Here is a 14,771-nt window from a genome sequence, read left to right as displayed (position 1 = left end):
TGGCTATGACCGTCTGGCTCCTCGGCGACCAACTCCACCCCGAGAGCCACGTCCTCGACGACACAGACCGCGTGTTGCTGATCGAAGCGACGGCCGTCGCCGCCCGTCGACCCTACCACCCGCAGAAACTCGGCCTGGTGTTCGCGGCGATGCGCCACGCTCGCGACGCCCTGCGCGAGGCGGGCTACGCCGTCGAGTACCGGCGGGCCGAGACGTTCGGCGACGCTCTCGACGCCCACTTCGCGGCCCACCCCGGCGACGACCTGCGGCTCATGCGCCCGCCGAGTTACGGCGCCGCTGACCGCCTCCGTGAACTCGTGACGGCGCGCGGTGGCACCCTCTCGCTCGTCCGCGACGACCGCTTCCTGTGTTCGTCCGACGCCTTCGACGAGTGGGCGGGAGACGACGACAGCTTCCGCCACGAGAACTTCTACCGCTGGCTACGCCGCCGCGAGGACGTGCTGATGGACGGGACGGAGCCGGCGGGTGGCGAGTGGAACTACGACGAATCGAATCGTGAGACACCGCCGGCGGACTGGTCCCTGCCGCCCGTTCCACGGTTCGATCCGGACGACCTGACCCGGGAGACGCTCGACTGGGTGACCGAGCGCTTCGACACCTGGGGGGAACGCTCGGGGTTCGCGTGGCCGGTGACACGACCCGAGGCGCTGGACGCCCTCGACCACTTCGTCGAGCATCGCCTGCCCGAGTTCGGCGCGTATCAGGACGCGATGCTCGGCGGCGAGTACGCGCTTGCCCACTCCCTGCTGTCGTCGTCGCTGAACCTCGGCCTCCTCGGCCCGCGGGAGGTGGTCGACGCCGCCGTCGACGCCTGGCATCGGGACGCGGCGCCCATCGAAAGCGTGGAAGGGTTCGTCCGGCAGGTTCTCGGCTGGCGGGAGTTCGTGCGACACGTCTACCGCCGGACGATGCCCGAACTCGCCGAGACGGACCTGTTGGGCCGGTCCCGTGACCTGCCCACCCTCTACTACGACGCCGAGACGGAGATGCGGTGTCTCGACGAGGCGGTAACCCACGTCTACGAACGCGGCTACGCCCACCACATCGAACGGCTGATGCTCCTGTCGAACTTCGCGCTCGTCTACGGCGCCGACCCGCACGAACTGAACGAGTGGTTCCACTTCGGGTTCGTCGACGCCTTCCACTGGGTGACCACGCCGAACGTCCTCGGGATGGGGACGTTCGCCACGGACGCGTTCACCTCGAAACCCTACGCCTCCTCGGGCAACTACGTCGACCGGATGAGCGACCACTGTGCGGACTGTACCTACGATGTGGACGCGACGACCGGTGCGAACGCCTGTCCGTTCAACGCGCTCTACTGGGACTTTCTCGACCGGAACGAGGGGACGCTCCGCGGGACTGGTCGGATGGGGCTGATGTACTCTCACGTCGACCGCAAGACCGACACGGAGTGGGACGCCATCCGGGAGCGAGTGGCCGAAGTACGGCGACTGGCGCGCGATGGACGGCTGTAGCCGCGGCTGTGGGAGTCGTGAAAAAGGGAGTTCTGATCCAGCGTGCTTCGAGCGGTCGGAGTCCGACCCGGACTTACAGTCGCTGGAGGTTGGTCGCCCGCGGGCCCTTGTCGGCCTGCTCGATGTCGAATTCGACTTCCTGTCCCTCTTCGAGGTCCGGGCCGCCGATGTCCTCCATGTGGAAGAACACGTCTTCGTCGGAATCTTCGGACTCGATGAACCCGTAACCGCCGGTGTCGTTAAAGAACGCAACCGTACCTGTCGCCATTGCGTTACGAACGACGAAAAGCAGACACATAAGGATTTTGCCAGGGGACAGAACAGTACCAATTATTTCAATAGTTAGGCGAGAAAAAATGCAATCAGGACGTATTCGGAGGGGAACGTGACGTGTGTCGACTGGCCGTTCGGGAGGTAGGTCCGACGGTCAGTCGTTCGTCACGTCCCGCCCGAGGGTGTGGAACTCGTCGTTCGGACGCATGTCGGCGAAACTCGCCAGTCGGTTGCTGAGGTTGAAGAAGGCGGTTACGGCGCCGATATCCCAGATTTCGCGCTCGGAGAACCCCGCCTCCGCGAGGCGGTCCAGGTCGGCGTCGGTCACCGCGGCGGGGGACTCGGTGAGTTTCACGGCCACGTCGAGCATGAGCAAGCGCTCGTCGCTCACGTCGGCGGTGCGGTAGTTGGCGACGAGCTGATCGGCAAGCGTCGGATCCGTCGCGTAGAGGCGGACGAGCGCGCCGTGGGCGACGTTGCAGTAGTAACAGTGGTTGACGCCCGAGACGGCGACGACGATCATCTCCACCTCCACCCGCTCGAGGCTCGTCCCCTCGACGAGGGCGTCGTGGTAGTCGACGAAGGCCCGGAAGTGGTCGGGCGCGTAGGCGAGCGCCGCGAACACGTTGGGGGTAAAGCCCGCCCGCTCCGTCTCGGCGTCGATGCGTTCGCGCAGGTCGGCGGGCAGGTCGGCGCGGTCGGGTACCGGGAACCGGGTCATCGCGTCGTCGTTCATGCACGCACCTGCGGGCCGGGAAGGCAAAAACTCACCCCAGCCGCGTCGCGAGGATGACGGTGGCCGCGGTAGTACAGACGCCGACGGCGAGGAGGACGTAGTTGGCGATGGTGTTGTCCGCCCGAGTGAGGTACAGCGAGAAGCTCCGGCCGGAGAGCGGCCACAGCAGGGGCACGCCGGCGGGCGTCAGCGCGTCCGCGAGGAGGTGAGCCAGCACGGCGAGCGCACCGACGGCGAAGCCGAAGGAAACGAACGTGGTCCGGCCGCCGTCGAGGACCATCGCGAGGCCGACGCCGACCCCCGCGCCCGCGGCGCCGACGAGGGCCGCGAAGACGAGGGTGTGCGTCGGGCCACGGTGGGGGAGGCCGGGAATCCGGTGGTCGTAGTCGGGGAGCATCGCGAGCCAGAGGACGGCTCCCCCGCCGACGACGGCGAGGTCCGGACGTCCGGCGAGAACGAGCGCGAACCCGACGGGTGCGAACACGAGCAAGGAGACGCCCCAGTGGCCACGGCGGTACACGGTCGGACGTGGGACGGGGACGACCAGAACCTTTCGGCCGAGGGATACCGTTATCGCCACCGAGCGCGTCCCATCGTCGTGAGCAACGGACTCGTGGCCGGACTCGACGCCCTCCCCGCCTGGCAAGCGACGGCCGCCGTCCTCGCGCTCTCGTTCGGGAGCGCCGTCGTCCTCGAACTGGTCGGGGTCCGTCTCGCCCGGCGCGTCACCCGTCGCACCGAGACGGCGCTTGACGACATCGTCTTCGAAGAACTCCGGGTGCCGCTGGTCGTGACCGTCGCCCTCGCCGGGGTGTACGTCCTCACGCGCGTCGACTCCGTCGCGACGGCCACGCTCGTCGACGCCCGGACGCTGTCGCTGTTTTTCGGCAGACCCTCGCTGTCCATCATCGTCCTCGTCTGGGCGCGGGCGCTCAACCGCGTCGTCAACCGCCTCGTCGAGGCGGTGAAAGACCGCGGCGACCGCTTCGACTTCGCACCGGTCTTCTCGAACGTCTGGACGCTCGTCGTCCTCGTCGGGACCGTCGCCGTCCTCCTCTCGCTGTGGGAGTACGACGTGTCGCCCCTGCTCGCGGGGGCGGGCATCGCCGGCATCGCCGTCGGCTTCGCCGCGAAGGACACCGTCGCGAACTTCTTCGGAGGGATCGCGTTGTACTTCGACGACACGTACAAACTGGGCGATTTCGTCGTCCTCGACTCCGGCGAATCGGGGACGGTGGCGAAGGTGGGCGTCCGCTCGACGACGCTGCTCACCCGCGACGAGGTGTTGGTGACCGTCCCCAACTCCGTGCTGAACGCGACCCGTATCATCAACGAGTCGGCGCCGGGACGCCGTCGCCGGGTGCGGGTGCCCATCGGCGTCGCCTACGGCACCGACATCGACGCCTTCGAGCAACTGGTGGTCGACCTCGCGCAGGGGACGGCGCTGGTCCTCGACGCCCCGAAGCCCCGAATGCGTCTCCGCCGCTTCGGCGACTCCGCGCTGGAGTACGAACTGCTGGCGTGGGTGAACGGACCGACCCGGGCGTCCCGGGCGCGGCACGAACTCAACCGTGCCATCTACCACGCCCTCGCGGAGGCAGGGGTCGAGATTCCGTACCCACGGAGCGACGTGACGGTCCGGTCGGCGAGCGAGGGGACGGACGCCGACGGCGCCGCTGACGGTCGATAGATGCGGCAAACGTGGAGGGAGTGTACGTTACCGTTTGCCCACGGTGGCGGGGACCGTACGTTTGGTGGCGGTCAGGGTCACCCAGCGGCTCACTCCTCGACGACGACGGTTCCCTCCATGCCCGCCGCCTCGTGTGGAATACAGACGTAGGCGTGTTCACCGGTCGTCCGAAGCAACTGCCGTCTCGTGTGTCGCATAGATTTTAGGCTGACCTAAAAATACAAAATGGCACCGATTTTTTGGCCGACCAAACCCCGATCGTCGGCCGACTACCCCGGTCGAGCCCCGAGGAACGACGACTCTCGTCCCTCGCACCCGGATTAGGCCGGGCTACGATCGACGCCTGTCGGGCGGTCAGTCGCGGCTGAACCGGTCGAAGGCGGAGCGAAATGCGGATTCGTCCTCGGTTGCCTGCTCCCACTCGACGAGGCCGCGTTCCTCGCGGGTGCCCTCGATGGTGTTGTCGAGGACGAAGGCCACGAGGCCACCGACGGCCATCCCGGTCGAGCCGATGACGTAGATGGTGTCGGCGACGGCGCGGGCGCCGAGGACCGGGCCGAGGGCGGCGACGCCCCGCATGCCCTGGCGGAAGGCCTCGGCGCTACCCACGTTACCCATGTACGCCGGCACCGCGAGGCCGGTAAAGAGCGCGATACCGACGACGAAGACGTTGCGCGAGGAGTCGAGGTCGACGTACTCCAGGTTCGAGAGGCCGACGGCGACGATTTGACCGAACATGGCGACGTAGAGACCGCCGACGATGGGATCGGGGATGGTGGCGATCAGTTGGCCGAAGTAGCCGACGAAGCCGACGACGAGCATCACCGCGGCCCCGATCTGAACGACGTAGCGCGAGGCCACGCCGGTCAGGCCGATGGCGCCGATGTTCTCGGAGTAGGAGGTGGAACCGCCCGTGCCCATGAGTCCCGCGAAGATGTTCATCAGCCCCTCCATGCCGATACCGTGGTTGATCCGCTCCTCGCTCGGCGCGCCGACGCCCGAGAGGCGCGCGACGGCGTGGTAGTCGCCGAAGGACTCCAGCATCGATGCGGCGACGCCAGCGAGCATCCCGACGACGAACGCCGTCTCGACCTGCGGCATCCCCCACTGGAGCGGGTAGATGGGCATCAGAGCCGGCGCCGACGCCACCGAAGCGAGGTCGACGAACCCGGCGGTGCCCGACGTGTAGACGCCGGTGACCGAGAGGACGGCGGCGACGACCCATGCGACGACGACGCCGAGGAGAACGGGGAAGAGTTGGAACGCCCTGGAGGCGTCACCGAGGTACTGCGAGAACAGGACGATCAGCCCGAGCGTCAGGCCGAGCAGCCACCAGTTGCCCGACGCTGCCGTCACCTGCGGCGTGTTGAACAGCGCGAGGCCGATCAACGCGATGGTCGGCGCGATGATGACCGGGGAGATGTACGACCGCAGGCGGCCGAGCAGACCGAAATATCCCACCGCCACCTCCACGACGGCGGCGACGACGATGGCACCCTGCAACTGGAGGAGCGCCGCCTCCCACGCCGGCCCGGTTGGGTTGCTCGCCTGCACGACGCCCACGACGGCGAGAGCGGGCGCCAGCATCGAGAACGGCGCCCCTTGGACGATGGGATAGCGGTTGCCGAAGGTGGTCTGTGCGAGCGTCGCGACGCCCGAGACGACGAAGAAGGTGCCGACGAACCGCGGGATCACCGCGTCGGGCATCCCCAGCGCCCCCGCGAGGATCAGCGGTACCGCCACGTTCGCCCCGACCATCGTCAGGTAGTGCTGGACCCCGAGCAGGATCGACGTCGGAATCGGCGGTCTGTCCTCGATACCGTACTCCACGAATCCGGAGCGACCGTCTCCGTCGCTCATGTTGCCATCTCACCGAGCGTCATATCCCGAACTCACCTCGTGTCCGTAAAACCGCACCGAGACGATCCGGCCGAAAACGTAACGGCACGGGCGGTCCTCCACTCGGCCGATGGACGACGGGGTGTTGGACGCCCGCGAACGATCCGACGAGTCGGGGACTGCCGGCCCGGAGCGTCGCTGTTACGCCGGGGAGGACGTCGTCGCGTCGGCACCGCTCGGCGCCGGGTGGGCCGCCGTCACCACCCACCGGGTGCTCGCGTACAACCCGGCGGCCGACGGGCGGCGATTCGAGGCGGTCGAGCGCCCGAACGTCGCCGGCATCGACGTCGACGCCGCGGGGGAGACGCGCCTCCTCGGGTGGGGCCTGCGCGCCCTGCTCTACGGACTGGCCGCCGTCGGCGGTGGGGTGGCCCTCCGGGCGATGAACGTCGGCGAGACGCTGTCGATGGACACTGGCGTGACGGGAGCGGCCCCCGTCGGGAGCGTCCTCGCGGTGACCGACGCGCTGGCAGGGGCACTCGCCGTCCTCACGTCCCTACTCCTGCTCGGCGGAATCGGTCTCGTCGTCGGTGGACTGGGCCTCCTCGGACGCTACCTCCGGACACGCCACCCGGCGCTCGTGGTCGAGCGATTCGGCGACGACCCGGTCCGACTGCCTGCACCACAGTCGGACGGCGAGCGAGCGGCACGGACGCTTTCGGCGGCGTTAGCGGAACGGTAGAGTCCCGAACGCGACCCGTGACCAATGTTATATCCCTGCCGGTCGCGTAAGGGCGGGCGATGGAAGTCAGGCGGTTCCTGCGCGGTCGGATCGACGACGACCGCCTCGACCGGGTGATCACGGACGTCGCCGAGCGGTACGGTCGCGAGGAGCCGTCGGTCCGGTGTCTCGACGCCGACAACTGGCTCTCGACGCCGGTCGTCGTCGACGAAGACCTCTTTCTGAAAGTGATTTCAAAGCAGAACTCGCTCGTCCACGCGCTCATCACCACGGGACGGAACCTCGGCGTCTTCTCGGCGGGCACCGAGGGGTTCTTCGAGCATTTCGGGACGCCCTACCAGATGGCGACACACGAACTGGAGGCGACCGAGCGGATGCGCGAAATCGGCCTGAACGCGCCGGAACCGCTCGAAGCGCTCGAGATCGATGGATTGGGGATCGTCGTCCTGGAGTATCTCCCGGAGTTCCGACCGCTGGACGAACTCGACCGGGAGACCGAACGCGAACTCGCTCCCGAACTGTTCGCGGCGCTCCGGACGATGCACGACCACGGTCTGGCCCACGGCGACCTCCGGGCGGAGAACGTCCTCATCCTCGACGGCGACCTCTACTTCATCGACGCGACGAACGTCGAGAGCCGCGGCCGCGACGACGCTCGCTCTTACGACGTCGCGTGTGGGCTGGCGGCGCTCGAACCCCTCATCGGGCCGGCGGCCACCGTCGACGCCGCGGCGACGGCGTATACGACTGCGGAACTCCTGGCCGCGCTATATTTTCTGGACTTCGTCAACATCCGTCCGGATCACGACTGCGACGCCGCGGCGCTCAAAGGCGAAATCGAGAAGCGAGCGACCTGACGAAAGGGTGGACGAGAGGGAGCGGGAGTCGAGGGATCGGATCACCCCTGCCGGGCGAGGGGATGACCCGACCCGGGGCGAACGACGACGTGGTGGATTTTCGTTGCCGAGTCTCGACGAGAAAAGCGTCGATGCGTCGGCAGTCCACGATAGCGCCCTCGGAATTATAAAGGCTCCGACCCATCCCGACGCAGGACGGGAATCGGGCGGACGCGTCCGACGGGCTCCCTGTTACCCACGCGCGAGCGCCCACCGACGGCCGTCGCCCCGCTCATCCCGACCGGAACAGGTCCAGCCACTCACGGGATTCGACCGCGACGTCGACCGTCGTGTCGTCGTAGAGGTTGGCGAGGGATCGCCGGAGTGCGTCGACGTCGTAGTCCCGCGAACTGTGGTACAGCGTGTGCGACGACGACGCCGTTTCGACGGTCAACGTCGGTTTCGCGAACAGCGATCCAGGGGAGATTCGGACGGCCGTGAGTGCCGAAGTCGGCACCACGAAACTCCGCTCGTCGGCGAGCAGTTGCTCGCTCGGGGCCGAACGGTTGCGCCGGCCCACCTCGCGGGCTTCCCGGGTCCGGCCGTCCCGTCGCAGGAGGAGGGATTTGAACGACTCTTCGGCGAACACGGCATACACCGCGTCGGCCTCGAAGAAGAGTTCGAAGTGTTCGAACGTCTGGGGGGAGATCCGGTACCACTCGCTCACCCACAGCCGGTCCTCCCCGGACGGCGAGGACGTGACGACCGGGGGCGTCGGATCGTCCTCGGTCACGGGTGGTCCATCCCCGTGAGTGGTGGAAGCGTCGTCGTCGGGAGTGCTACGGCGTAGGTCTTCCCCTGCGTGTCGGAGCGGAGGGTGGTTTGTCCGCCGCCATCGAGGCTCCGTTCGCAGACGCAGTTGGAGGCGCGAACGTTCGGCATGGGGTAGCGCCGGACATCGCCGGCGACCGGGGCTCCGAAGAACGCTGTGACTCTGTCGGCCGTGAGTTGCGCCTCGAGTCGCCGGTATCCCGCGTCCGGGAACGGATCGCCGGAGTCGACGTTCGCGATGTCGACGCTCATTCGGACAGTTCGTCGACGAGTTCGGCCGCGCGGTCCTCCCGGATCGCGTCCTCTTCGACCATTCGCTCGGCGACGTCGTCGACGAGGTGGCTCGGCGCCCCGGCTTGGATGGCGATGTTCTTCGCGTGCAGGCTCATGTGGCCGTGCTGAATCCCCTCGCTCACGAGGGCCCGGAGACCGGCCAGGTTCTGGGCGAGACCGACGGCGGCGAGGATGCCGGCGAACTCGTCGGCGGAGTCCACGTCGAGGACGTCCATCGCGGCCCCCGCGACCGGTTGCAGTTGGGTCGCGCCGCCGACGGTACCGATCTGGATCGGGAGTTCGATACTACAGGCGAGGTTCCCGTCGGCATCGACCTCGTAGTTCGAGAGCGAGGAGTAGCCGTCGAGGGCGGCGTAGGCGTGGGCGCCGGCCTCGATGGCTCGCCAGTCGTTGAACGTCGCAGTCGTGACGGCGTCGATACCGTTCATGATGCCCTTGTTGTGGGTGGCGGCCCGGTAGGGATCGGCCTCGGCGAACGCACCGGCGTCGGCGATCCGATCCCGGACCGCCGTCCCCTCGAGTTCTGCGTCGTCGTCGGTCAGCAACTCGGGAGGGACGGTACACCGAGCTCGCGCGATTCGGCGGTCCGCCAGGTTCGAGAGAATGCGGAGTTCGACGGTACCGCCGGTGAGTGCTTCGATGTCCGGTGCCAGCGCTTCCGCCATCGAGTTCACCGCGTTGCCGCCCATCGCATCCTGAACGTTCACCACGAGATGCGTAACGACCATCGGCCCGCGATCCGTATCGAGGACACGAACCTGCACGTCCTCACAGCCGCCGCCGTGCTCGACCAGGACGGGGTCCTGGTCGTTCGCGAGGTCGACGAGGTCCGCTTGGGCGTCGAGAACGCGCTGTTTCGCGGCGAACGGGTCGGCGACGTCGACGGCCTGGATCTGGGCGATCATGTGTGGACCCGTGACCTGGGTGGTGAACCCACCCCGTTCGCGGGCCATCCGCGCGCCGTAGGAGGCGGCCGCGACGACGCTGGTCTCTTCGATAGCCATCGGAATCAGCCGATCCACGCCGTCGATCCGGAAGTTCGTCGCGATGGAGAGGGGGTACTCGAGCGTCCCGATCACGTTCTCGCTGATCGTGTCCGCACGAACCGGGTCGAGGCCGCGACCCTCGACTGCGGCGACCGCCTCGTCGGAGAGGTTCGCACGGTCGGCGACGGTGTGTCGACGCTCGTCGATATCTTGTTTGTAGAATCCGGGGATGCGGGAGTCCATGCGTCACCGGTATCGAACGATCATCATTTAAAGTTACCCCGGTCACGCGGTTCGTTGCGGACGGAATTTCGCGTTCCCCCGAAACCGTGTATTCGACAGATGTCGACTATTTCGGGAGTTAGAGTTTACTGTGCGGCGTGACCGAGGTCACGTATGGCTGTAACTGCGTCCGTCCCCGGCCGCATCTTCGTCGGTGGTGACCACGCCACGCTCCTCGGCGGGCCACGTATCGCCAGCGCGCTCGACCTTCGCCTCCGCGTTACCGTCAGTGAACGGGACGACGACACCGTCCTCGTTCGTGGGCCACTCGGTCGGCAGGACACCACACTCGAGTCGCTGTTCGGTCCGACCGATTCGAACGCCGTCCTGACGGTCAGCAAGTCCGGTCGCAGCCTCCCCGTCTATACGCTCCTACGGCGCATCCTCTCGGCAGTCGGTCGCACCGGACCTGACGAACTTCCCGGGTTCTCGGTCGAAATCGACGTCGACGACGAGTTTCCGATGGGCGTCGGTCTCGGCTCCTCGACTGCCACGACGGTGGCGCTGACGGCGGCACTCACCGAGGCGTTCGGGGAGGCGCGCCCCGACTCGGAACTCGTCGATCTCGTCACGGCCATCGAGGACGAACTCTACGCGGACGCCGTCCCCATCGATCCGGCGGTGATCGTCTCGGGAGGCCTCGTACTCGGCGAGTCGACCGTCACCGAACGAGCGACGAACGAACTCCCCGTCCTCGTCGCCACCACGGAGACGCGTCCGAGCCGGACGGAGATCCGGCGGCAGGTCGAGCGCCGCCGCTCGATCACGGGACCGCGCTACGACGAAGTTCGGAAGACGAGCGACGCAACGACCGACCAGCTCTGGACCCGCATCACGGACGCCGACTACGCGGAGATGCGGGAACTGATCACGTTCTACGGGGAGTTGCTCGACGCACTCGGCTTCGCGAGTTGGCCGCTCCCCGAACTCCGCGCCGCGAACCCCGTCCAGCAGACCCACGACCTGGGTGTGAAACAGTCGGACTTCGGCAGGCGTGCGGCGCTGGTCACGTTCCCCGACGAGCGCAGCGACACGGCCGAATTGGAGCGGGTCCTGGGACGAACGGCACAGCACGTGGTGTCGACGACGACGACTGCTCGGGGACTCGAGTACGATACGTAGACGTTCCGAGTCGGCGGTGAGTCCGGAGACGGGGCGGCCGGTTTTTCGAAGATACTTTTTTAAAATTACGTGATATTGTTGCGGGGTGCCATGGCAATACAGTGGCAACGTGACAAGACGGTGATCGGAGCGCTCGTAGTACTGCTCGTCATGTTCGGTGCGATGCTGTCGGGGGGGCCGACCGGACAGGTCGTCTTCTCCTATGCCACCATCGCACTCTTCGGCCTCTACATCCTACTAGGGGTGGAAGGGACGGCAAAGCGGCACTCGTACAAACCGTTTCTCGCCGTGATCGGTGTCCTCGTCCTCGTCCTCGGCGTCGGCTTCGCGCTGTTGTGGAACTTCCACTTCGCGAACCCGTCGTACACGGATCCGGTGTACTGGCTCGGCTTCCCACGGGCCACGTCAGTCCTCGTGTACTGGCTCTGGCTCCCGCCCGCTCTGTTGTTGATGTTCGCCTACCCCTACCTGTTCGAGAAGTACATCTGGAGCGCGGAGGAAGCGGAGGAGTTCCGCCGGATGGAGAGTTCGGAATCGGCCGACGGAGGTGACCGCTGATGGCCGCCGACCCGCTGATAACGGGCGTCGTCGTCGTCTATCTCCTGATCGTCCTGGGGATCGGTGTCTGGGGGTATCGTCAGACTGAGTCCACCGAGGACTTCCTCATCAGCGGGAAGCGCTTCGGTATCTGGGCGGTTGCGTTCTCGGCGTTCGCGTCGATCATGAGCGGGTTCGGGTTCATCGGCGGGCCGGGACTGTTCTACAGCGGCGGCTACGCGTTCCTCTGGATCGCCATCGTCGCGCCGCTCGCGTTCCCCATCTCGTGGTTCGTCCTGGGGAAGAAGATGCGCCTCATGGCGGAAGTGGAGCAGATCCTGACGATTCCGGACGCCGCGGACGCCCGCTACGACAGCGACGCAGTTCGATTCTTCGTCGCCCTCTCGGTTCTTCTCGGCGTGATTTCGTACCTCGCGGTCCAGCTCAAGGCGATGGGGTTCGTCCTCGCGGACATCCTCGGGACGAGCGAACTCGTCGCCGTCGTTCTCGCGACCGTCGTCATCGCCGTCTACACCATCGGCGGCGGCATGATCGCCGGCGTGTTTACCGACCTCATCCAGGGCGGCATCATGGTCGCCGGCAGCATCGTCGTGTTCTTCTACGCCCTCGATTACGGCGGGGGGTTCCAGCGGATGAGCCGGGAACTCGCCAGCAACACTCCGGAGTTCGCCGGCGCCTTCGGCTCCTTCCCCGTGATGCTCGCTCTGAGTTGGTACTTCCTGTTCACCATCGGAAACTCCGGGCAACCCCACATGGCCCACAAACTGTACATGATCCGTGACGTCAAACTCCTCAAGTGGGGCGCCCCCATCGCCGGTCTCTCCTATTTCCTCTCCTCGCTCATGATGCTGGGTATCGGCATCTCCGTGCGGGCTGGCGTCGAAACCGGCGCTCTCGACTCCCTCTCCAACCCCGACATGGCAGCGCCCTTTTTCCTCTCGAACTTCGTCTCCCCCATCGTCGCCGGCGTCGTCTTCGCCGCGGCGCTCGGGGCGATCATGAGCACCAGTGACGCGTTCATCAACATCGGCGCCGCGAACCTCGCGCGAGACATCCCCGAGAGTCTAGGGATGGAGTACGAATCGGACACACAGGAACTCTGGGTGAACCGCCTCGGCAGCGCGGCGATCATCGTCATCTCCCTGTTCCTCGCGTACTTCGTCCAGATTCTGGTCGGAATCCTGGGCGTCGTCGGGTGGGCGCTGTTCGCTGCCCCCATCGTCCCGCTCTTGGGCATCGGTCTCAACTGGAGGGGTGCCACGCGGGAGGGAGCCATCGCGGCCGTCGTCGCCTCCCTCCTCGTCAATCTGGGACTCGCCGTCGGCAGTTCGGTCTACAGCGTCTCGCTCCCGCATGGGGTCGTCGCTGGGGCGTTCTCACTCGTCGTCTCGTCGATCGTGCTCATCGCCGTGAGTCTCGTGACGAACACGTACTCCGGCGAGGACATCGCGGACGAAATCTACAGGGTCGTCGTCGCCTGAGCGGCGCGTCGGCGTCGCCGTTCGGCGCCGCCACACGAGGTTCCGACTCAGTCCCGACGGTCACGTAGCGCCGGAAACTCCTCGCGGACCTCGTCGATTCGGTCCGGATCGACGTCGGCGACGACGAGAGTCGCCTCGTCGCCGGCGCTGGCGAGCGTCGTTCCCCAGGGGTCGTAGACGGTGGACCGTCCGAGAAGGGTGGCGTCCTCGAACGTCGCGGCGCCGTTCGCGGCGGCGACGTAGGTGAGATTCTCGATTGCGCGCGCCCGCGCTAGCGTCCGCCAGTGTTCGACCCGTGGATACGGCCAGGCGCTGGGCACGCAGACGAGCGTCGCTCCCCGATCCGCGAGGCGACGGTAGAGTTCCGGAAACCGGAGGTCGTAACACGTCGACATCCCGACGGTGAACCCCTCGAAGGGGACGGTCGAGAGTGTCTCACCGGGTGTGAGCAGACGGGTCTCGGCCGATTCGTAGCCGAAGAGGTGCTGCTTCCGGTAGACGGCTCGCCGCTTCCCGTCGCGGTCGTAGAAGACGCACGTGTTCGCGAGGCCCTCCGCCGCGGGCACGTCGACACCGGCGGCGGCGCTCTCGGCCAGGTCCTCGACGTGACTCCCCGCCAGCAAGCCGACGCCGTGGTCGGCCGCCACGTCGGCGAGTCTGGAGAACGTCGGGCCGTCGAGTCCCTCAGCGGCCCGGGCGTAGGTGTCGAACGCGAAGTAGCCGACGGTGAACAGTTCCGGGAGGACAACCAGGTCGGCGCCGCGCGTGGCGGCGTCGGCGACGGCGGTCGCCGCGCGGTCGACGTTCTCGTCGACCTCGCCGGCAGCCCCATCGAGTTGGGCGAGTGCGAGTCGCATCTCAGGCGGGGAGTTCGAGGTCCCGTCTGAGCGCCGCTTCGAGGTTGTCGAGTTCGACGTCGAGGCGCTTCTTGAAGAATCGCTCGATGCCCGGGAGACGCCCGTCGACGACGAACTCGTTGTGGAGGCGCGCGCCCGTCTCGGTGTCCTCGATGCGGTGCTCCCCGGTGACGCGCATGATACTCGACCGCCCGACGAACTTCACGTATCGAGGCTCGTCGCGCTCTACGTCCTCGGTTTCGACCGTCGCAGTGCGATCGATCACCGGCAGATCGAGGTCGATCTCCCAGGTGGCGCGGTTACCGTCGACCTCGTAGTCGCGGACGACGCTGATGGCGCCGGCCCGCTTGCCGGGGTCGGAGATGAAGTCCCAGACCCGTTCGGCCGGTGCCTCGAACTCGAATGCCCGACTAACACGTACGGTCATACCCTGGACTCCCGTCGAACGTTAAAAAGTTCGGGGGTCACCCTATCCCTGCGTGACGCGCCACGTCGTCGACCGGGCGCGCCCCCACTTTTCGATTTCGACGTCCTCGGACTTCTCGGCCAGACGCGGGAGTCGGGAGCCGACCTGTTTGGCCGTCATCCCGATTGCGTCGGCGATGTTCTTCGCGCGGAAGTAGCGCTCACCCCGGGAGACGCTGTCGTGGAGGTACGCGAGGATTCGCCGTTCCTCTTCAGTCAGGGAGTTCATCGTTCACCTGCGGTAGGGGATTCAGCATCTTAACTCTTTCAAGCGCAGTCG

The 14,771-nt window shown here is 66.9% G+C and carries 18 protein-coding genes; 7 read left to right on the top strand and 11 right to left on the bottom strand.

The features are described from left to right. The first annotated feature begins 5 nt into the window (after positions 1-5). Positions 6-1,499 (top strand): cryptochrome/photolyase family protein, encoded by a 1,494-nt coding sequence (locus V8686_RS09220; protein ID WP_379703696.1) that lies wholly within the window; start codon positions 6-8, stop codon positions 1,497-1,499. A 73-nt stretch (positions 1,500-1,572) separates the two neighbouring features. On the opposite strand, the gene V8686_RS09215 is transcribed toward V8686_RS09220, so the two are convergent. The 3 genes from V8686_RS09215 to V8686_RS09205 form a co-directional block, all read right to left on the bottom strand. Beyond that, a complete protein-coding gene (locus V8686_RS09215; protein WP_251331065.1) occupies positions 1,573-1,767 on the bottom strand; it encodes a cold-shock protein in 195 nt (64 codons plus the stop codon). Positions 1,768-1,926: 159 nt separating this feature from the next. Continuing rightward, positions 1,927-2,508, bottom strand: coding sequence for a peroxidase-related enzyme (locus V8686_RS09210; protein WP_379703694.1), 582 nt, complete (start codon positions 2,506-2,508; stop codon positions 1,927-1,929). Positions 2,509-2,539: 31 nt separating this feature from the next. Then, entirely contained in the window at positions 2,540-3,028 is a 489-nt protein-coding gene (locus V8686_RS09205) for a metal-dependent hydrolase (protein ID WP_379703693.1), read from the bottom strand. 78 nt (positions 3,029-3,106) lie between these two features. On the opposite strand from V8686_RS09205, the gene V8686_RS09200 reads away from it, so the two are divergent. After that, positions 3,107-4,198, top strand: coding sequence for a mechanosensitive ion channel family protein (locus V8686_RS09200; protein WP_379703692.1), 1,092 nt, complete (start codon positions 3,107-3,109; stop codon positions 4,196-4,198). Positions 4,199-4,287: 89 nt separating this feature from the next. Here V8686_RS09200 and V8686_RS09195 read toward each other — a convergent pair whose 3' ends face one another. After that, positions 4,288-4,374 (bottom strand): plastocyanin/azurin family copper-binding protein, encoded by an 87-nt coding sequence (locus V8686_RS09195; protein ID WP_379706520.1) that lies wholly within the window; start codon positions 4,372-4,374, stop codon positions 4,288-4,290. Between the two features lie 178 nt (positions 4,375-4,552). Continuing rightward, positions 4,553-6,058, bottom strand: a complete 1,506-nt coding sequence (locus V8686_RS09190; protein WP_379703691.1) for a uracil-xanthine permease family protein — start codon at positions 6,056-6,058, stop codon at positions 4,553-4,555. A 109-nt stretch (positions 6,059-6,167) separates the two neighbouring features. Here V8686_RS09190 and V8686_RS09185 point away from each other — a divergent pair, with 109 nt between their 5' ends. Then, entirely contained in the window at positions 6,168-6,779 is a 612-nt protein-coding gene (locus V8686_RS09185; protein WP_379703690.1) for a hypothetical protein, read from the top strand. A 59-nt stretch (positions 6,780-6,838) separates the two neighbouring features. Beyond that, positions 6,839-7,636 (top strand): RIO1 family regulatory kinase/ATPase domain-containing protein, encoded by a 798-nt coding sequence (locus tag V8686_RS09180; protein WP_379703689.1) that lies wholly within the window; start codon positions 6,839-6,841, stop codon positions 7,634-7,636. A gap of 271 nt (positions 7,637-7,907) precedes the next feature. Here the strand turns inward: V8686_RS09180 and V8686_RS09175 are convergent, their stop codons facing one another. The 3 genes from V8686_RS09175 to V8686_RS09165 are packed head-to-tail and all read right to left on the bottom strand — an operon-like array spanning position 7,908 to position 9,969. Continuing rightward, complete coding sequence (locus tag V8686_RS09175) at positions 7,908-8,408, bottom strand: hypothetical protein (RefSeq protein WP_379703688.1); 501 nt, start codon at positions 8,406-8,408, stop codon at positions 7,908-7,910. Further along, positions 8,405-8,698, bottom strand: a complete 294-nt coding sequence (locus V8686_RS09170; protein WP_379703687.1) for an AtuA-related protein — start codon at positions 8,696-8,698, stop codon at positions 8,405-8,407. Before V8686_RS09170 ends, V8686_RS09175 begins: the two co-directional genes overlap by 4 nt. Continuing rightward, positions 8,695-9,969 (bottom strand): hydroxymethylglutaryl-CoA reductase, degradative, encoded by a 1,275-nt coding sequence (locus V8686_RS09165; protein WP_379703686.1) that lies wholly within the window; start codon positions 9,967-9,969, stop codon positions 8,695-8,697. The genes V8686_RS09170 and V8686_RS09165 overlap by 4 nt, the downstream gene beginning before the upstream one ends. A gap of 153 nt (positions 9,970-10,122) precedes the next feature. Here V8686_RS09165 and V8686_RS09160 point away from each other — a divergent pair, with 153 nt between their 5' ends. From V8686_RS09160 to V8686_RS09150, 3 genes are all read left to right on the top strand, one after another. Then, entirely contained in the window at positions 10,123-11,130 is a 1,008-nt protein-coding gene (locus V8686_RS09160; RefSeq protein WP_379703685.1) for a GHMP family kinase ATP-binding protein, read from the top strand. 90 nt (positions 11,131-11,220) lie between these two features. Further along, the gene (locus V8686_RS09155; RefSeq protein ID WP_379703684.1) at positions 11,221-11,688 is read left to right on the top strand and encodes a hypothetical protein; all 468 of its coding nucleotides are present in this window, start codon (positions 11,221-11,223) and stop codon (positions 11,686-11,688) included. Further along, positions 11,688-13,169, top strand: a complete 1,482-nt coding sequence (locus V8686_RS09150) for a sodium:solute symporter family transporter (RefSeq protein WP_379703683.1) — start codon at positions 11,688-11,690, stop codon at positions 13,167-13,169. The genes V8686_RS09155 and V8686_RS09150 overlap by 1 nt, the downstream gene beginning before the upstream one ends. A 47-nt stretch (positions 13,170-13,216) precedes the next feature. Here V8686_RS09150 and V8686_RS09145 read toward each other — a convergent pair whose 3' ends face one another. The 3 genes from V8686_RS09145 to V8686_RS09135 are packed head-to-tail and all read right to left on the bottom strand — an operon-like array spanning position 13,217 to position 14,720. After that, positions 13,217-14,026 carry a carbon-nitrogen family hydrolase gene (locus tag V8686_RS09145; protein WP_379703682.1) on the bottom strand — a complete coding sequence of 270 codons (810 nt, stop codon included), beginning with the start codon at positions 14,024-14,026 and terminating at the stop codon, positions 13,217-13,219. A gap of 1 nt (position 14,027) precedes the next feature. Beyond that, entirely contained in the window at positions 14,028-14,453 is a 426-nt protein-coding gene (locus tag V8686_RS09140) for an SRPBCC family protein (protein ID WP_379703681.1), read from the bottom strand. Positions 14,454-14,495: 42 nt separating this feature from the next. Further along, positions 14,496-14,720, bottom strand: coding sequence for a DUF7123 family protein (locus V8686_RS09135; RefSeq protein WP_379703680.1), 225 nt, complete (start codon positions 14,718-14,720; stop codon positions 14,496-14,498). Positions 14,721-14,771: the final 51 nt, after the last annotated feature.

The organism is Haloplanus litoreus (assembly GCF_045690335.1).
Lineage (GTDB): Archaea > Halobacteriota > Halobacteria > Halobacteriales > Haloferacaceae > Haloplanus > Haloplanus litoreus.
This window is presented reverse-complemented; position numbering and strand designations above follow the sequence as displayed.